At 64.0% G+C, this 18891-nt stretch carries 14 protein-coding genes; 9 read left to right on the top strand and 5 right to left on the bottom strand.

The genetic code is table 11. The annotated features are described in order from the left end of the window. The first annotated feature begins 33 nt into the window (after positions 1–33). The 5 genes from Q1M07_RS00565 to Q1M07_RS00545 all read left to right on the top strand — a co-directional run bounded on the left by Q1M07_RS00565 (position 34) and on the right by Q1M07_RS00545 (position 10024). Positions 34–3861, top strand: coding sequence for a hybrid sensor histidine kinase/response regulator (locus tag Q1M07_RS00565; protein WP_300449234.1), 3828 nt, complete (start codon positions 34–36; stop codon positions 3859–3861). Continuing rightward, complete coding sequence (locus Q1M07_RS00560) at positions 3858–7160, top strand: response regulator (RefSeq protein WP_300449233.1); 3303 nt, start codon at positions 3858–3860, stop codon at positions 7158–7160. The genes Q1M07_RS00565 and Q1M07_RS00560 overlap by 4 nt, the downstream gene beginning before the upstream one ends. Then, the gene (locus Q1M07_RS00555) at positions 7150–8850 is read left to right on the top strand and encodes a response regulator (protein WP_300449232.1); all 1701 of its coding nucleotides are present in this window, start codon (positions 7150–7152) and stop codon (positions 8848–8850) included. Before Q1M07_RS00560 ends, Q1M07_RS00555 begins: the two co-directional genes overlap by 11 nt. Positions 8851–8980: 130 nt before the next feature. After that, complete coding sequence (gene nadC / locus Q1M07_RS00550; RefSeq protein WP_300449231.1) at positions 8981–9838, top strand: carboxylating nicotinate-nucleotide diphosphorylase; 858 nt, start codon at positions 8981–8983, stop codon at positions 9836–9838. Positions 9839–9886: 48 nt separating this feature from the next. Beyond that, positions 9887–10024, top strand: coding sequence for a hypothetical protein (locus Q1M07_RS00545; RefSeq protein WP_300449230.1), 138 nt, complete (start codon positions 9887–9889; stop codon positions 10022–10024). Here Q1M07_RS00545 and thrC read toward each other — a convergent pair. From thrC to Q1M07_RS00525, 4 genes are all read right to left on the bottom strand, one after another. Next, a complete protein-coding gene (gene thrC / locus Q1M07_RS00540; RefSeq protein ID WP_300449229.1) occupies positions 10011–11504 on the bottom strand; it encodes a threonine synthase in 1494 nt (497 codons plus the stop codon). The two genes, Q1M07_RS00545 and thrC, sit on opposite strands and share 14 nt — an antisense overlap. A gap of 109 nt (positions 11505–11613) precedes the next feature. Next, a complete protein-coding gene (locus tag Q1M07_RS00535) occupies positions 11614–12345 on the bottom strand; it encodes a GGDEF domain-containing protein (protein ID WP_300449228.1) in 732 nt (243 codons plus the stop codon). Between the two features lie 76 nt (positions 12346–12421). Further along, positions 12422–13165: a GNAT family N-acetyltransferase gene (locus tag Q1M07_RS00530; RefSeq protein WP_300449227.1), complete on the bottom strand. Its 744-nt coding sequence runs from the start codon at positions 13163–13165 to the stop codon at positions 12422–12424. A 26-nt stretch (positions 13166–13191) separates the two neighbouring features. Beyond that, on the bottom strand, positions 13192–13845 hold the full coding sequence (locus Q1M07_RS00525; RefSeq protein WP_300449226.1) for a polymer-forming cytoskeletal protein: 654 nt from the start codon (positions 13843–13845) through the stop codon (positions 13192–13194). Between the two features lie 519 nt (positions 13846–14364). Here Q1M07_RS00525 and Q1M07_RS00520 point away from each other — a divergent pair. From Q1M07_RS00520 to Q1M07_RS00505, 4 genes are all read left to right on the top strand, one after another. Further along, positions 14365–15777, top strand: a complete 1413-nt coding sequence (locus tag Q1M07_RS00520) for an ATP-binding protein (RefSeq protein ID WP_300449225.1) — start codon at positions 14365–14367, stop codon at positions 15775–15777. Positions 15778–15787: 10 nt separating this feature from the next. Beyond that, positions 15788–16342 (top strand): permease, encoded by a 555-nt coding sequence (locus tag Q1M07_RS00515; protein ID WP_300449224.1) that lies wholly within the window; start codon positions 15788–15790, stop codon positions 16340–16342. Beyond that, positions 16339–17736: a sigma 54-interacting transcriptional regulator gene (locus tag Q1M07_RS00510; protein WP_300449223.1), complete on the top strand. Its 1398-nt coding sequence runs from the start codon at positions 16339–16341 to the stop codon at positions 17734–17736. Before Q1M07_RS00515 ends, Q1M07_RS00510 begins: the two co-directional genes overlap by 4 nt. A gap of 153 nt (positions 17737–17889) precedes the next feature. Then, a complete protein-coding gene (locus Q1M07_RS00505) occupies positions 17890–18069 on the top strand; it encodes a hypothetical protein (protein ID WP_300449222.1) in 180 nt (59 codons plus the stop codon). 67 nt (positions 18070–18136) lie between these two features. Here Q1M07_RS00505 and Q1M07_RS00500 read toward each other — a convergent pair whose 3' ends face one another. Beyond that, positions 18137–18880, bottom strand: coding sequence for a helix-turn-helix transcriptional regulator (locus Q1M07_RS00500; protein WP_300449221.1), 744 nt, complete (start codon positions 18878–18880; stop codon positions 18137–18139). Between the last annotated feature and the right edge of the window lie 11 nt (positions 18881–18891).

The following is an 18891-nucleotide window of genomic DNA, read 5'->3' as shown; positions in this document are numbered from 1 at the left end:
GGCCAAGCCCGGTAAAAAAGAAGGGAAATTCGGATGAAGACAATCATCAGAGTCTGCGCCGCCCTCGCCCTATTGGGCGCCGTCTTGGAGCTCTCCGCAGTTGGTGCTCAAGAGCCGACCCAAACCCCCATCCGCCCGAACTCTGGTCCGCAGATCAAGTTCGAGCATCTGACCCCGGACGACGGGCTGTCTCAGGGCACGGTGGAAGCGCTTCTGCAAGACCGTCAAGGCTTTCTGTGGATCGGCACCTGGGATGGACTCAACCGTTACGATGGATATTCCTTCCGAGTGTTCAAGGCAAATCCGCACGATCCCCACAGCCTGAGCGGAAATCTGGTCCACGCCATTTACGAAGACTCCCAGGGAACGCTCTGGATCAGCACCAATAACGGCCTGAACCGGTTCGACCGCCAGACGGAGCACTTCACCCGTTATCAGCACGATCCCAAAAACCCCCGCAGCCTGAGCCAGAATGCCGTCTGGTCGATCCATGAGGATCGCTCGGGAGCGCTATGGGTCGGGCCCCTCGAAAAGGGGATCAATCGCCTGAACCGAGAAACGGGCGATTTCGTTCGCTATGAACCCGATTCGGTCGACCCCAGACAAAGAATGGAAAAAGGCATCGTATTCGCCATTACCGAAGATCCTGCCGGGATTCTCTGGGTGGCGACTTCGATGGGTCTTTATCGTTCCGATCGGGAACGTAAGGCGCTTGTCCGCTATCAGACCGATCCCAACGATCCGCACAGCCTCAGCAATTCTTGGCTCTTGACGGTCTATATCGACCGTCTCGGTACGGTCTGGACCGGTACATGGGGAGCGGGATTAAACAAGCATGACCCAGGCGCCGCAAAATTCAGACTCTACCAACACAAAAATAGCGAACCCAACAGTTTGATCAACAATAACGTGACATCCATTCTGCAAGACAATGAGGGGAAGTTATGGTTTGGAACGATGACTGACGGCTTAAGCCGTTTCGATAGAACCACCAATACCTATACCCACTTTCGCGCCAACCCGAACGCGCCTGACAGCCTGACCGACAACCAGGTGATGAGCCTTTACCAGGATCGGGAGGGATATCGGTGGGTCGGAACCCACGACGGAGGCTTGAACCAATTCGACCGCAAGACCGGAAAATTCATCGCTTACAAGCGCGACCCCAACGATCCCGGCAGCCTGGGACACAACGACGTGCGCGGCATCGTCGAATCGGACGACGGAACCCTCTGGGTAGCCACCACCTATGGCGGTTTGAACCAATGGGATCGTCAGACCGGAAAATTCCGGCGCTACAAGCACGATCCCAATGACGCCAACAGTTTGGGCGACGGGATTATCTATACTCTGCGTAAGGATGCTGAAGGGATGCTCTGGCTCGGTCTGTGGGGTGGCGGCCTGAACAAGTTCGATCCGAAGACCAGAACCTTCAAGCGCTACAAGCGCCACTCCGACGAGCCCGGCAGCTCGAACCAAAACGAAGTCTGGGCGATCGGCGAAGACGCGAAGGGAAATCTTTGGATCGGGACCAGCCAGGGCCTCGAAAAATTCGATCGCAAGACGGAAACATTCACCCGCTACGGAGAAAAGGACGGTCTCGCCAGCAATAGCGTGGTGACCATTGTGGAAGACAATCAGGGGGCTCTATGGATTGGCACGCGAGGCGGCGGCTTGTCGAGATTCGACCCTCGCACCGGCGCGTTTCGGAATTACGACAAGCACGACGGCCTGCAAGGCAACGATTTTTATGAGGCCGTTTGGAAAACCGACGATGGCGAACTCTATTTCGGCGGGGTCAACGGCGTCAATGCCTTTTATCCCCAGGAAGTCAAGGATTCGACTTTCCTTCCGCCCATCGTCATTACCGGATTCCAGGTCTTCAACAAGCCGGTCGCCATCGGCGCTCCCGCCTCGCCTCTGGAACGAGCGATCAACGAAACCGAAGCCTTGACCCTCGGCCACGAGCAGTCGGTGTTCTCCCTGGAGTTTGCCGCTTTGAACTACCGGTTTCCCGACAAGAACCGCTACGCCTACAAGCTGGACGGCTTCGACCAGGACTGGAACCAGGTGGACAGTCGGCGCCGCTTTGCCACCTACACCAACCTCGATCCGGGCACCTATGTTTTCCGGGTCAGAGCCTCGAACAACGACGGCATCTGGAGCGAACAGGAAAAATCGGTACGTATCGTGATCTTGCCACCGTGGTGGAAAACCGTCTGGTTCCGAGTGTTGCTGATCGTCTTCAGCGTAGCGCTGCTGGTCGCCGCCTACCGTCACCGCGTCAGCTTCATCCAGCGGCGCAACCGCGAGCTGGAGCTGCAGGTCGCCGAGCGCACGCGGGCGCTGTCCGAGCAGACGAAGTCGCTGGCCGAAGCCAAGGACGCGGCCGAGTCGGCAAACAAGGCCAAGAGCGTCTTCCTCGCCAACATGAGTCACGAACTGCGCACGCCGCTGAACGCCGTGCTGGGTTTCTCCGACGTGCTGCTGCGCGACGCCCAGGTCGGACGCGAGCATCTCTCGCCAAGCCAGCGGAAACATCTGGCCACCGTACATCGCAGCGGCGAGCATCTGCTCACCCTGATCAACAACGTGCTCGAACTGTCGCGTATCGAAGCCGGGCGCAGCGTGGTGCGCGTCGTCGAATTCGACCTCCACGAACTGCTCGCCGGGCTGCGGGGCATGTTTTCGCTCAAGGCCGAAGAAAAAGGCTTGAGCTTCGGCGTCGAACGCTCCGCCGCGACGCCGCGCTATGTCAGTTGCGACGAGGTCAAGCTGCGGCAGATACTGATCAACCTGCTCGGCAACGCTTTCAAATTCACCGAGCGTGGTGGCATCAGCCTGGCAGTCTCGGTCGTGGGGGGAGAGCCGGCCAACACCGGCGCACGATTGCGCTTCGAAGTCAGCGATACTGGCCTGGGCATCGCCGCCGACGAACTCGAACAAGTCTTTGTTCCCTTCGTGCAAGCGGCGGCGGGACAGCGGGCGACCGAGAGCACCGGCCTTGGCCTGGCCATCTGCCGCCAGTTCGTCGAGCTTATGGGCGGCACGATCCATGCCGAAAGCACCTTGGGCGTGGGCAGCGTGTTCAGTTTCGAGGTTCCGGTTCAGCACGCGACACAGGCGACCGCCGAGACAGCGACCGAGAAGCTGCCGGTGCTCGGCCTGGAAGCCGGTCAGCCCGCCTGTCGCATTCTGGTGGTGGATGACGACATCGACAACCGCCGCCTTCTGCTGAGCCTGCTGGAACCACTGGGTTTCGAGCTTGCCGAGGCCGGCGACGGACAGCAGGCTGTCGATCTCTGGCAGAGCTGGCGGCCGCAGTTGATCTGGATGGACATGCGGATGCCCGGCATGGACGGGCGCGAAGCGACGCGGCGGATCAAGGCCACGGCAGGGGGACACGAAACCAGAATCATTGCGCTCACCGCCAGCAGTTTCGAGGAGGAGCGCAAGGAGATCCTGGCTGCCGGCTGCGACGACTTTCTGCGCAAACCCTTCCGCGAATCGGAACTGCTCGCCATGATGGCGCGGCAATTGGGCGTGCGCTATGTCCGTGGCTTGCCGACGCCGCCACCCGCGGAGCAGCCGACGCTCGATGCCGCGGCTTTGGCTGCCGCCCTGCGGAGCGCGCCGGCCGAGTGGCTGACGCGCCTGGACGCCGCCGCCGTGCGCGGCCAGATCGCCGAGGTGGACGGACTGATCGACCAAGCCCGTGCTTTCGATCCGGCGCTGGCGAGTACCTTGGCGCGCTTCGCCGACGACCTCGACTACGGCCGCATCGCCGCCTTGACGGGTCACGCCATGGGGCACAAAGTGCTAGCATCGGAGAAAGATCCAGGCAAGGACAGCGACTCATGACCGATTCATCCGGCGACGCGCCAAGCTACCTCGGACGAGTGAAGCTCTCGCTTCGACGTTCGGAGTTGTGGCTGGTCACTGTCCTTCCGTTCATGTTGCTGATCGTGATCACCGTCGGCCTGGTCAGCTACTTTTCCTATCGCGGGTCGGAGCGGGCGGTCGCTGTGCTTGCGGCAAGCTTGATGGCGGAAATCGGGGAACGGGTCGAACAGAAGCTATCCCGCCTGTTTGACGACATGGAGCGCGTCACGATCGACAACGCCGCTCGGGTGCGGGCCGGCAAGCTCGATCCCGCCGACGCGTCCGCCGTCGTCGAGCAATTCTCCAGTCAGTTGTCGCAGTTTCCGGACGTGAACACCGCCGCGCTCGGAAGCACGCAGCGGGACTTCACGGTGATCGAGCGCGACTCCGACCAACGGATCCTGCGCGAGTTCGACAAGACCCACAGGCGCTTCGTCAGCCGGCGCTTGAGCGCGCAGGGTGAACGCGGCGAGATCACCGGCGTGATCGAGAACTACGACCCGCAACGCGATCCGCCCCACGATCCGTGGTACCTCGGCGCCATGGCGCGGCAGGGTGAGCCTTTCTGGTACCTGGCCGTTTCGGTGCCGGAAGGGCTCAGCCAGCCGAAGCTGATGTTGATCAACTTTCGTGCCATTCTCGACGGCCCGCGGCCATTGGGCATCGCAGCCGCCAGCAGCTATCTCGGTGACATGAACCGGTTTCTCGCCACGCTCAGCGTTGGTCGTACGGGCCAGGTGTTCATCATCGATCGTCAGGGCAACCTCGTCGCCTCGTCGTCGGGCGAGGCGCCGTTCAAGAGAATACTGGACACGAGTTATGCCGCGACGGCCATGCAGGGCAGGCACCGCCTGGCCGCCGTCGACAGCGCGAATCCGCTCACCGCCAGCAGCGCCCGGGCGATCCTCGATCGCGTCGGCACGCTCGACGGCATCGTTAAGGCGGCGCAGTTCAGCTTCCCATGGAACGACGGCGAACACTTCGCGCGGGTAATTCCTCTGCGGCGCGCCAATCTGGACTTGCTTTCGGTTGTCGTGGTGCCGGCGCGGGATTTCCTGTCCGAGGTCGATCAAGCCCGGCGGATGAGCATCTATCTGGCCGTGCTGGCCGCCGTGATCGCCACCGTAATGGGCGCGTCGATTGCGCGCTGGATCGCGACGCCGATCCAGCGCCTCAATGCCGCTGCCAAGAGGACAACCCGAGGCGAGTGGAACGAGCCGCTGGTCATCCACCGCGCCGACGTGATTGGCGAACTGGCGGAATCGTTCAACCAGATGTCGCAGCAACTCAAGCTGTCGTTCGAAACCCTCGATCAGCGTGTCGAACAACTTGACCGTTCTCGCGAACGGCTCGAGGTGGCCACCCGGGCAGCGGAGATCGGCATCTGGGACTGGGACGTCGAGAAAGACGAGCTGGTGTGGGACGATGCCATGTACCGGCTCTACGGTCTGCGCAAGGAAGACTTTGGCGGCGCCTACGAGGCGTGGTCGGGCGCCCTGCATCCAGAGGACAGGGCACGGACCGAAGCCGGTATCCAGGGCGCGCTGCGCGGCGAAAGGGAATACAGCGAGGAATTCAGAGTCGTCTGGCCCGACGGTTCGGTGCACTACATCCTCGCCGCGTCCCGTACCTATCGCGACGCCGATGGCCGGCCGTTGCGCATGGTGGGCACCAATATCGATACCACCGAGCGCAAGCTGGCCGAAGCCGAACTCATCCAGTATCGCGACCATCTCGCCGAATTGGTCGAACAACGCACAGCGGAACTGGCGCACTCCAACAAGGAACTCATCGTCGCCAAGGATGCGGCGGAGGCGGCAAACCGTGCCAAGAGCGCCTTCCTGGCCAACATGAGCCACGAGTTGCGCACGCCACTGAATGCTGTGCTGGGCTTCTCCGACGTGTTGCTGCGCGAGGCCCAGGCCGGCCGTGAGCAACTTTCGCCGCTACAACGGGAGCATCTGGCCATCATCCATCGCAGTGGGGAGCATCTGCTCACCCTGATCAACAACGTGCTGGAACTGTCGCGCATCGAGAGCGGCCACAGCGTGGTCAACCCCGTCGAGTTTGACCTGCATGAACTGCTTGCCGAATTGGAAGGCATGTTTACGCTCAAGGCTCAGGGCACGGGTCTGGGCCTGAGCGTCGAACACTCGGCTACGACACCACGCTGGCTGCGTGGCGATATAGTCAAACTTCGGCAGATCCTCATCAACCTGCTCGGCAACGCCTTCAAGTTTACCGAGCGCGGCAGCGTCAGCCTGAAGGTGAGCATCGTGGCGGGCGAGCCGGCGGCGGGCGAGCCGTCGCCAGGCCACACCGTCCGCCTGCGCTTCGAGGTGACAGATACGGGTATCGGCATCGCCGGCGACGAACTGAATCGGCTCTTCGTTCCCTTCGCGCAACTGGCGGCCGGGAGCCGGACAGCAGAAGGCACCGGCCTCGGGCTGGCCATCAGCCGGCAGTTCGTGGAACTGATGGGCGGTGCGCTCGATGTGCAAAGCACGCCGGGCATGGGCAGCGTGTTCGGTATCGAGATCCCGCTGGAAGCGTTGGCGGAAATGGCCACGCCGGCCGAGAAGCAACCGGTGGTCGGTCTGGAGCCCGGGCAGCCGAGCTATCGCATCCTGGTGGTGGACGACGACGAAATCAACCGCCGTCTGCTCTCCGGATTGCTGACGCCGCTGGGCTTTGCGGTCAAGGAAGCCGGCGACGGGCAGGAGGCCATCGCCATCTGGCAAAGTTGGCAGCCGCGCCTGATCTGGATGGACGTACGTATGCCGGGAATGGACGGGCGCGAAGCGACGCGCCGAATCAAGGCCGCCGCAGGGGGACATGAAACCAAGATCATCGCGCTCACCGCCAGCAGCTTCGAGGAGCAACGCCAGGAGATCCTGGCCGCCGGCTGCGACGACTTCCTGCGCAAGCCCTTCCGCGAAGCCGAGGTGCTGGACATCCTGGCGCGCCATCTGGGCGTGCGCTATGTGCGCGGCGTCCAGGCCGCGCCGCCAGCCATAGCCCCGGCAATGGATGCCTCAGACATCATTGCGGCCTTGCGGACGGCGCCGGCCGAATGGCTGGCGCGCTTGCAGTGTGCCGCCGTGCGCGCCTGGATTTCCGAGGTGGAGAGCGTGATCGCCGAGGCCCGCGTCTTCGATGCGGCGCTGGCGAGCACCTTGGCGCGTTTCGCCGACAACCTCGACTACGGCCGCATCGCGGCCTTGGCCGAGCAGGCCATGACGTCGTCCACTTTCGAAGGAGAACGCAGTGACGATTGACGACGTAGCTGCCCGCGTTCCTGGCAGCATTCTCGCGGTGGATGACAACCGGGAAAATCTGCGCTTGCTGGTGCGCGTGCTGTCGGCCCAGGGTTACGTCGTGCGGCCGGCGCTGGACGGCGCCACGGCCCTGGTCAGCGCCCAAGCCGAGCCGCCCGATCTGATGCTGCTCGACGTGCACATGCCCGGTATCGACGGCTACGAGGTCTGCCGACGGCTACGGGGCGACCCGCGCACCGCCGCCATTCCCGTGATTTTCGTCAGTGCCGCGAGCGAACTGTTCAACAAGGTACAGGCCTTCGAGGCCGGCGGGACGGATTACCTGACCAAGCCCTTCGAGAGCGCCGAGATACTGGCGCGGGTCGAAGCGAATATTCGCGTGCACCGGCTCAAAGCTCGCTTCGAAGCGCAAAATCTTTCCTTGCAGGCGGAGGTGGCGGAGCGCGAACGAGCGCAGAAAGCGCTGCAAGACTTGAATCAGCGCCTCGAGGCCCTGGTCGGCGAGCGCACCAAGGACCTGATCCAAAGTAACGAGGAACTGCATCGGGAAATCGAGGAGCGCGTTCTGATCGACAAGGCGTTGCGCGAGAGCGAAGCCCGTTTTCGGCGCCTGCATGAAACCATGCGCGATGCTTTCATCAGTGTCGATATGGAAGGCCACATCCAAGATGCGAATTCCGCCTTCCAGGAGATGCTCCGCTACGACCTCGAGGAACTGCAGCGCCTGACTTACGTCGATCTGACACCGCCGCGCTGGCATGGCAGCGAGGCGAGGGTCGTCGAAGAGCAAATACTGGCGCGTGGCTATTCCGACATCTACGAGAAAGAGTACGTTCGTCGCGATGGAACAGTGTTTCCGGTGGAGTTACGCAGCTTTCTGCTGGCCGACGATGGCGGCGTTCCGATCGGCATCTGGGCCATCGTGCGCGACGTCACAGAGCGCAAGCGCGCCGAGGCGCAAATCGAGTCCGCGCTGAGGGAAAAGGAGGTCCTGCTCAAGGAAATCCACCATCGCGTCAAGAACAACCTGCAGGTCGTCTCCGGCCTGCTGGATTTGCAGGCGCGCGAGATTGCTGATCCTGCGGCACGTGCGCTGCTCGGCGACAGTTCGGCGCGCGTACGCGCCATGGCCTTGGTGCACGAACTACTGTACGGTGCGGCGGATCTGTCGAGCGTCGCGTTTGACGCCTTTATCGCTCGCCTGCTCGATCAGGCGACGATCCAGAACCATCGCCCGGAGATCGTCATTGGCCGCGATCTGGCGCCGGCCGCGCTGGGCATCGAGTTGGCGGTGCCCAGCGGCCTGATTGTCAATGAACTGGTCTCGAATGCCTTCAAACACGCGTTTCCGGGCGGCCGCGGCGGACGCGTGGACGTCGTGCTGGAATGCCGTGCCCACGGTGCGATGCGTATTTCGGTGAGCGACGATGGCGTCGGCCTGCCGCCGAACTTTGACATCGCGCGCCAGAAAAGCATGGGCTGGCGGTTGATCGTCAATCTTATCGAGCAGATCGACGGAGAGATCCTCCTGCTTTCGGGAGAGCGCACCGCCTTCGTGTTGGTGTTTCGCGAAGAGCCTCGTGCCGGTCGCGGCCGGAGCCAGGCTCTCGACGCGGCGACCGGCGCAACGAAACCATGGCTTTGCCCGGGCCTTCCCCAGACAGCTGCCGTGCCAACTCCAAACCCGTGAATTGGCCACGCACAATTATTTAGCTGGAGATTTGGCGCTGATGCACCGGATGGCAAGCCGCAGGTCGAACATATCTGCTTCCCTTAGGTGTTAGAATCCGCCACTCCGCTGTTAGCGTACGGGATTCGTCATGACTTTTGCAGCCCTGCTCGATGCCGAAATCGGGCGCAATGTCGCGGCCGCACTCACCGAGGATGTCGGGAGCGGCGACCTGACCGCACAACTCGTTCCCGCCGGCGTCCGCGGTCGCGCCGCTGTTGTCGCCCGCGAGGACGCCATCCTGTGCGGCTGCGCCTGGTTTGAGCGTTGCTTCACGACGCTCGAGCCAAGCATAGAGATCGTCTGGCACGCGCAGGATGGCCAACGCATCGCTGCGGATCAACTGCTCTGCGAGATCATCGGCCCCGCCCGCGCATTGCTCACCGCCGAGCGCAGCGCGCTCAACTTTCTGCAGTTGCTGTCGGGTGTCGCCAGTAAGGCAAGGCGCTTCGTCGACCTGGTCGCCGGTACGCGGGCCCAGATCGTCGACACCCGAAAGACGATCCCCGGCCTGCGCCTGGCGCAGAAGTACGCGGTTCAGTGCGGCGGTGGCGGCAACCACCGCCTTGGCTTGCATGACGGAATTCTGATCAAAGAAAATCATATTCTCGCCGCCGGCAGTATCGCGGCGGCTCTGACGGCAGCCCGGCTGATCGCACAGACAGCGGCCGGGCGCTGCCAGTTCGTCCAGATCGAGGTCGAAACCCTGGACGAGTTGCGGCAAGCGCTCGCGGCCGGAGCGGAAATGATATTGCTGGACAACATGAATCTTGCGCAAATGCGTGAAGCGGTGGTCATGACCGCCGGCCGCGCGATTCTCGAAGCCTCCGGCAATGTCAGCGTCGAGACCGTGCGGGGAATTGCCGAAACCGGCGTGGACCGCATTTCGATCGGCGGCTTGACCAAGGATGTTCGCGCGCTCGACCTGTCGATGCGTTTCGTCGCCTAGTTCGCGCGCCGCATCCGAGTTCTGCACATCAAGTAAAAGGGTGGTTTGATGCTATTCGCGCTGTTCTATGTAGTGGCGATCACGATTCTGATCATGCACTTCACTGGCTTCCTCGCCCGGCACAATCTCGAATGGCTGGTGCTCGTCCTCGCCGTTGCCGTATTTCCTGCCGTCATTTATCTTTGACGCTCATCGCATCAACCCGCTGCGCAATCAGCCGCTTGACAGTCTCGACGCTGACATCGACCACTTCGACCCTCTGCGGCAAATCTTCGATGCCCTGCAAACCAGGCGGACGTACCGGCTGACAGCCAATGGCCTCGACGATCGTTTCCTCGAACTTGGCCGCTAGGGCGGTCTCCAGCACGACCATCGGCATCTCCGGCGTTCGCCATTGGGCGGCTACCTTGAGCCCGTCGGCCGTATGCGTATCGATCATCAGACCGTATTTCTCATACGTTTGGCGGATCGTCAGCAAGCGATCGGCGTGCGTGCTCTTGCCCGAGACAAAGCCGAAATCGGGCAAGCGGGCAAGAAACGGGGTTCCGGACAGGTCGAAACTACCTCCCGCGTCGACCGCCGCCCACAATCGGCGAACCACCGCCGGATCGCGCCCCACGAGATCGAACACGAAACGCTCGAAGTTGGACGCCTTCGAGATGTCCATCGACGGACTCGACGTGGTGCGGGTTTCAGCGGCGGAGCGTGGACGGTAAACACCGCTCCGGAAAAACTCGTCGAGCACGTCGTTCTCGTTGGTCGCCAGGACCAGGCGGCCGATCGGCAAGCCCATCATGCGCGCGATGTGCCCGGCGCAGATATTGCCGAAGTTCCCGGAAGGCACGGCAAAAGCCACTTGCTGCCGATCGCTGTCGGTTGCCGCGAAGTAGCCCTTGAAATAGTAGACGACCTGGGCAGCCACCCGCGCCCAGTTGATCGAGTTGACCGCACCGATGCGATACCTGGCCTTGAAGGCCTGATCCTTGAACACGGCCTTGACGATATCCTGGGCATCGTCGAACATGCCGCGCACGGCGATATTGTGGATGTTGGCATCGTGCAGCGAGTACATCTGGGCGCGCTGAAAAGCGCTCATCCGTTCATGCGGCGAAAGCATGAAGACGTGCACGCCCTGTTTCCCACGCAACGCGTACTCGGCCGATGAACCGGTATCGCCCGAGGTCGCGCCGAGAATGGTGATCTCTTCCCCCTTGATCGCCAACACGTACTCGAAAAGGTGGCCCAGCAACTGCATGGCCATATCCTTGAAGGCCAGCGTGGGGCCGTTGGACAGTTCGAGAATCGCCAGCCCGGCTTCGCCGCGCGCCGCATCCGGCCGCTCGAGCCAGCGCAGGGGTGCGATGTCTCTGGCTTGCCCGTCGCGGCGTCCATTCCCGAAAACCTCCGCCGTGTAGGCCCGGCCAACAAGACGCCGCAGGTCGGCCAGCGGGATGTCGTCGATGAACTTGCCAAGAACGGCGCAGGCCAGTTCCGCGTACGACAGCGTCCGCCATTGCGCAAGTTCGGCCACCGTGACTCGGGGATAGGTTTCCGGCACATAGAGGCCACCATCCGGAGCCAGCCCGGCAAGCAGTATCTGGCTGAAGCTCGGTCCTGGCGAATCGGCTGTGCTGGAGGGATTACCGCGAGTCGAAAGGTAGCGCATGATGATGACCGTCGGGACGTGGCGAGAAGAGGGAGCAACAAAGGCGGCAGTCTAGCACGCTCTCTACAGCGCACGGCCGGCAGCCGGAGCAAGTCGCGTCAGCGGCACGTCACGCGCTGATGACGCAGTTCTTACCCGCCCGCTTGGCCTCGTAGTTCGCTGCGTCGGCACGCCGAATCGACTCGTCGAGCGACTCGCTGAAGCGCTGAACGACGACACCGGCGCTGAAGGTGGCGACGATCTCACGCCCCGGAACGGCGCTCGCCGCGAACTGACGCTGAAAGCGGGAGATCGCCGCCACCGCCTCGGCGAGCGCCGTTTCCGGCAGCAGCAGGACGAACTCTTCGCCACCGAAACGACACAGGATGTCCGACGGGCGTAACGCCGTGCGCAAACCCTTGACCAGATGCACGAGCACGTCGTCACCCGCCTGGTGACCCAGGGTGTCGTTCAAGGCCTTGAAATTGTCGAGATCGATCATAGCAACGGCGAGTTGGCTACCACTACGGCGCGCGCGGGCAATCTCGCGTCGGTAGGCGTCCTCGAAGCCTCGACGATTGAGCGCGCCGGTCAAGACGTCGGTGAAGGCGGCCGCGCGCGCCTCGGCCAAGGCCGCTTCGAGCTCACCTATGCGTGCTTCGGCCGCCAGAAGTTCCATCAGCGGCGTTGGCGAAACGGGCGTGGCCAGCCGCCGGATATGCAGGTGGTGGGCGCGACCCGGCGCCGCCGGCGGCAGAGCGCGCTCCGCCGCGGCCTGCCGCTGGACGGAGGGTTGCCGGTGAAGGCGGCGCGACGCGCGCCGCGATGACAGAACATGGAGTGAGTGATCGTGCTTGAACATTTTCTTGACTCCGTCCGATGAGCCGCTGACAACCGGGATTACCTCGCCAACGGATGCTCACCGGGAATCTTGAGACTTATTTCACGGATCTGTGGCTTCCCGGTTGTGCAACATCTCTTCTGCAGGGCGGCGGCTGGATAGGCGAAGCCGACAAGCTGACGGCGAGCGGCGTCGCCGGCTCGTCGAGCGCACGGTGCAGGAGAAGCGCCGGGGCATCGACCCGCCGGCAGTGGCGCAGCCTGCCGAGTTGCCGGAAACCCAGGCAGCGCTGATAGTAGGCCGCGTGACGGGGGTTGACTTCGATCACCACGTCACTGGCCGCGAAGAACTCTCTGCCGTAGCGATGCGCGGCCTGCCACAGACTGTTCAGCAGACCCGGCGAACGATGCTCCGGGTCGACCGCCAGCCTCGATACTTCGCACACGGTGCAGCCGGCGCGGCGCAGGCCGGCCAACTCGCTCGCGTACAGGGCATCGGCCAGCAAGCCGGCCGGCGAATCACCGCCGACGGTGAGCGTCGCCACCACATCGTCGTCGCACCATGCGACGAGTGTCAGCCGGCTGGCGTCTTCGCCTTGCGGGGCAAGCGATTCGGTGCGGTAACCTCGCCCGGCGTACATGCGTCGCACCAGAAGGCTGGCCAGTCCTTGCTGTTGCACCGTTCTGGCCAGACGAATGTCTTGCGCGCGTTGGAGCGAGGACCCTCCAGGAAGTCGACGCGGCGACAGCGACACGCGCTCTGCCGGCGGTCGCGGCGACATCCGGTCGTCTGGCCCGAAGGGCGCGGCAGACCGCCGACCGCCGTCGATGACGATGGACATGCGAAGCTCGTCCGTCGATCGCTTGGTCAGACGAGCGCGGCGGCGAGCGTTTGGATCACCGTCCTCGGCCGAGCAGCGTCCTGGTCGGCCAGCACGCCGATCTCGCCGCACAGTTCGCCGCCCTCGTCGACCACCAACTTGCCGTAACGAATCTTGCCGCTGACCCGCCCGGTCGAATGGATGATCAGTTGGCAACGCGCGGTCAGTTCGCCATCGAAACTGCCGTGGATTTCGGCGATATCGATACTCACTTTGCCGACGAAGGCGCCGCTCTCGGCGATCCTGATCACCCGGCTGTCCATTGTCGCCTCGACCCGGCCTTCGACCACCAGCGTGTCGCAGTCGAGAATCTCGGCGCCCTTGAGCTTGACGTCGGGACCGACCAGTAAGCGGGCGTCGATCACCTTGTCGTTGGCCGGCGACGGCCGCGGTTCGGCCACCGCCGTACGCACCGGCGAAACGGCCGGACCGACCGCCGGAGTGATGGCCGCTTGAGCGGCGACTGGCTTGTGACCAACCGCACCGGCCGCCGCTGTTTGTACGGCCGGAAGCGCGCCACCCGTACCCGTGTCTGCCGCGATCGATGAGGTGGCGGACGGCAGACCAGTGGCCGCGGCCGGCTGGGAGTCGCGACGCGTGATCGTCTCATTGCGACTAAAGACGTTGGGTTTGTTGAACATCTGTTCTCCTTTTCGCTTGAGTTGTCGAAGCCAACTTCCGGAGAACCAAAGCGGAATTCATGCCAGACTCTAGTTATTCAAGAAATCAGTCTGTTAAAAAAACAAGCCGACTCCCTCTCGAGCTTCCTCCCCGTTCGCTGTCGTGAAAGACCGACGCCATCGACGAGCTTTTCCGAAAAGTCCTGCGGGTCCAGAGACTTGCTTTGTCGTCAGGTGGCGACATCACACACAAGGTATTGATTGTTGGCTCCTAAACAGAAGCGAGCGAGCTTCCCACGGGCTGGGTACGGAGAAATTTCTCGCCCATGAAGTCTCTCCGGCGGTCTAGAATGGTGATCTGCTCGACAAGCGACAAGCCTTGCTGGCCACGCCCGACACGCGGCCAGCCGGGTGCGGCGCGACTTTCGGCAATCTCCGCCGGCGCCCGAGCCGGCCCGACGAGGCCGACGCTCCGACACCGCCCGCGTAACCGAGCGGCCATCCTCGACCACCCACCGTTGCCCGGAGAAGGCATTGACCATGCTTCGCCTGTCGTTTCGCCAGAGCATGCTGGCTGGCTTCCTGTTGATCGCCTTGCTGCTGAGTTGGGCAGCGGTACGGAGTTGGCTCGTGCTCGAACAGTTCGTCGAACGAAGCCGCCAGGACGGCGAGCGTGCGCTGCAGCTCAGCGCGTCGATCCAGGAACTCGCGGACCGCCGTGTGGACCTCGAACGGAACGCGCGGCAATTCCTCGTTCTCGACGATGCGACGCTACTCGAACGCTTCGACGCCAACGTCGCGCACGCTCTGGCGACGGTCGGTCGGCTCGAGTCGATCGCCGGGCAGGCGCTGGGCCGGCTTCCCGGCGACTGGCGCCAAGCGGTCGATGAACTCGGACAGGGGCTTCACCAGGCGGCGTCCGGCGGCGCGCTGTTTCCCCTGCTGAACCGGCTGGCCGAAGTCAACAGCGCGCTCGGGCACGCTGGCCAGCACTGGATCGACGAGCAGAATGCCGGCCTGCTGGCCGAACTCGATAAGAGTCGCCAACAACTCGCCGGGCTGGTGGCGGCCGCCGTCGGCGGCGCCTTCCTGGTCGCACTGGCCATGAGCTGGTGGCTGGCGCGGCCGATCGGCACGCTGGAGCGTGCCATCGAACAACTCGGCGAGAGCCGCTTCGCTACGCCGGTGGCGGTTGACGGGCCGGCCGACCTGCAGCGCGTCGGACGCCGGCTCGACTGGCTGAGACAGCGCCTGGGCGAACTCGAAGCCGAGCGCTCGCGCACCCTGCGGCACGTCTCGCACGAACTGAAAACGCCGCTGACGGCTTTGCGCGAAGGTATCGCGCTGCTGCAGGAACAGGTACCGGGGCCACTCGACGGAGCGCAGCAGGAAGTGGTCGATATCCTGCAGCACAACGTGATGTCGCTGCAGAGGCAACTCGAAAGCCTGCTGCGGCTCAATGCCGCGTCCTTCGAGGCACGGCGCCTGTCCTTCCGCCCGCTAGCGCTGCGCCGGCTACTGGCCAATGTCGTCCAGGGCCGTGAACTGCAGATCCAGGCGCGCCAACTGACGGTCCTGCGCCGTGCACCGGCGATCACACGCGCCCTCGACGGTGAAAAGCTGTCGGTGGCGGTGGATAACCTGCTCTCCAACGCCATCGATTTCAGCCCCGAAGGCGGCGTCATCCGGCTGGAGGTCAGCGCCACCGGCAAGATGCTCCGCATTTCCTGCATCGACCAGGGACCGGGAATTGCCGCCGACGACGCGGAACGGATTTTCGAGCCCTTTGTCCAGGGCCGTCGTGCCGCGCCGGCGCCTCGCCAGGGCAGCGGAGTTGGCCTGTCGATCGTGCGCGACCTGATGACCTCGATGGGTGGGCGGGTCGCCCTGGTGCCCGGCGACGGCAAGGCCAAGGGCGCGCATTTCCGGCTCGAGCTACCCTGTGAAGCCTAGAGGCAATGGCGTGAACCGCTTCCGCGCTGGCCGACGAGCGCTCACCCTGCTCGCCGCCGCCCTGTTGGCCACGGCCTGCGTCGCGCCACCGGCGGCCCCGCCGGAAGCGCCGCCGGTGGCGGCCAAGGTCGACGAAGCGGCGATGTTGCCGCTGCTCGGTTACCTGCAACTGCTGCAACGCATGTCGCCACCGGAACTGCTACGCGAACGCGGCGTCCTGGCGGCGATTCCGCAAACCCCGGCGACTCATCTTCGCCTGGCGATGCTGCTGGCGCAGCCACGCGGGCCGCTCGACCTCGGTCGCGCGCTCAGTTTGCTGGACGGGGTGCTGAAAGCCAGGGAAGCGGCCGCGGTCAGCCTGCACCCGCTGGCCCAGACCCTCGCCAGTCAGTTCCAGGAGCGGCTCAGACTCGACGCACAGAACGACAGACTCGCCCAACAGTTGAAGGAAAGCCAGCGGCGCAACGTCGAACTGCAGGAGAAGCTCGATGCGCTGACCGACATCGAGCGTTCGCTGTCGACACTCCCGACGAACAGCCGGAACTTGCCCGGAGCGACCCGATGAAGCCCCTGCCCCGTGCGGCGGCGGCGCACGTCCTGGTGATCGACGACGACCTCGACCTGCTGCGCCTCCTGTCGATGCGCCTTCACGCCCGCGGTTTCCGAGTATCGACGGCGACCTCGGCCGAGGAAGGACTGGCGCGCATTGCCGTCGAACCACCACAACTGGTGGTGAGCGATATTCGCCTGCCAGGCCTGGACGGCCTGGCGCTGTTCGACGAAATCCGCGCCACCCGACCGACCCTGCCGGTAATCCTGCTCACCGCGCACGGGACGATCCCGGACGCGGTGCAGGCCACCTCACGCGGCGTCTTCGGCTATCTGACGAAGCCTTTCGACAGCAAGCGGCTGCTCGAGAAGATCGAACAGGCATTGCAGCTCTCGCCGCTCGGTGGCAACGGGCACGAAGACGGCACGGGCGAAGCCTGGCGCGAAGATATCGTTTTCCGCAGCAGCCGCATGGCGGAGTTGCTCGAAGAAGCCCGCGTGGTCGCCGCCTCGGACGCCAGCGTCCTGATCCGCGGCGAAAGCGGAACCGGCAAAGAGGTTCTGGCGCGCGCCATCCACCGCGCCAGCCGGCGCGCGCGGGCGCCCTTCGTGGCCATCAACTGCGGCGCGATTCCCGAGCCATTGCTCGAGTCCGAGCTTTTTGGGCACGTCCGCGGCGCGTTCACCGGCGCCGCCAAGGCGCACGCCGGTCTGTTCCAGTCGGCCGACGGCGGCACGCTGTTTCTCGACGAAATCGGCGACATGCCACCGGCGCTACAGGTCAAATTGCTGCGCGTATTGCAGGAGCGAGCCGTGCGGCCGGTCGGCGCGACGCGCGCCGAGCCGGTGGACGTGCGCGTGCTCTCGGCGACGCATCGCGATCTGGAAGCGGCCATGACCGAGGGACAGTTTCGCGAGGATCTCTATTATCGTCTCGATGTCGTGACGCTGACGCTGCCGCGTCTCGACGAGCGGCGCGAAGACATTCCCCTGCTTGCCAACTCCTTCGTCCAGCAACTGGCGAAGAAATACGGCAAGCCGATCGCCGGCATCGCGCCGGAAGCGCTCGAAGCGCTTGCCGTCGCCGCCTGGCCGGGCAATGTCCGGCAGCTCTACAACGTGGTCGAGCAGTCCTGCGCCCTGGCGACGACGCCGCTGATTCCGCTGACGCTGATCCAGCGCGCCCTGCGCGTGCCGGCGCTCGAGGCGATGACCTACGCCGAGGCCAAGCAGCGCTTCGAGCGCAACTATCTTGTGCAGATCCTCAAGCTGACTGACGGCAATGTCGCCGACGCGGCGCGCCTCGCCGACCGCAACCGTACCGAGTTCTACCGCCTGTTGCAGAAGTACGAGCTGACACCGGCGATGTTCCGCAGCGCGCCCGGCAGTTCGGGGCTCGCCGAACGCTGACGCGAAAGCCCGTCTCTCGGCCACGCTACAACAACGAAGCGACGCAGGAAGGGCGAGCAGCGGCGGGCCGACCGTCGTCGCCGTGACCTCGTCGGCCTCAAGCATCGCGGTGGACGATAAAAGGCTTCCGGCGATCACGAGGCAGAAACGAGGATGGCCGATCGCTGCCCCCGGCTCGTGCAGATCGCGGCTGGCCCAGGCGGCGATCCCGGCACACAGCGCTCGGCGGTCAACAAACCACATCGATTGCAGCGCACCGTGCAAACCCTCGGGGCTGTCGCCCAGCGCGTCCGGATCGTCGATCCGCTCGCTGCGCAAAAGTTCGCCGAATAGACCGAATCGGCTGCAACAGACTCTCTGACGCCGACCGCCGCGGGCGATCGGCTGAAACGGCAGCCGCCTAGCGCGAGCGCCGCTGCATGTCGGCCAGCGCGGCCATCAGCCAGGAACGCATGCCGATGACGATGGTGTAGGGTCGGCGTTGCTCGGGCGGCAGCCTCTGGTCGGCCAGATGCTGCTTGGAAAAATCCTGGCCGATGCGCATCAGCCGTTCGCGGAAGGAATTGGCAAGACCGCGACCGATCTTGCCGTGCACCACCATCAGCATCTCCGATTCGCCGTCGAAACCGCCGGCGAAATAGTCGTGCAGCACCTCCTTGCGGAAGAAGGCCATCACCGGACCATGCGGCAGCCAGCGAAACCCCTTGGCCACCTTGAGCCGATAGCGGTTGCCGGGGCGCAGGTCGATGATGCCAAGCTTGTCGAGCCGGGTCAGGCAGCGCACCAGGGCCGCCTCGGTCAGATCGTAGGTGGCGAGAATTTCCTCGACCGGCATCTGGCTCATCACGCAGATCGCCACCACCAGCAGTGTGCGGTCCGCGACCACCGCGTTTTCCTGCGCCAGCGTCAGCTCCAGCATCAGTGGCTGGGCGTCGGCGACGCGGCGCGCCAGATCGGCGAAATCGAGGTTGATGACGCGGCAAATGTCGTCGATGCGCGATACCGGCATGTCGCCCCCCTTCGAGAACATGCGCTTGACGCTGGACTCGGCTAGGCCGAGCCGCGCGGCCACCATCGCGTAGGTGACGCCGGCGGCCTTGAGTTCAGCCTTGAGATGGGTCAGCAGGTCGGCGGTCGTACTCATGATAATGGAGA

Source organism: Accumulibacter sp. (assembly GCF_029255285.1).
In the GTDB taxonomy this organism is placed as follows: Bacteria; Pseudomonadota; Gammaproteobacteria; order Burkholderiales; family Rhodocyclaceae; genus Accumulibacter.
The sequence above is the reverse complement of the archived record's forward strand: the minus strand, read 5'-3'. Positions and strand labels throughout refer to the sequence as shown.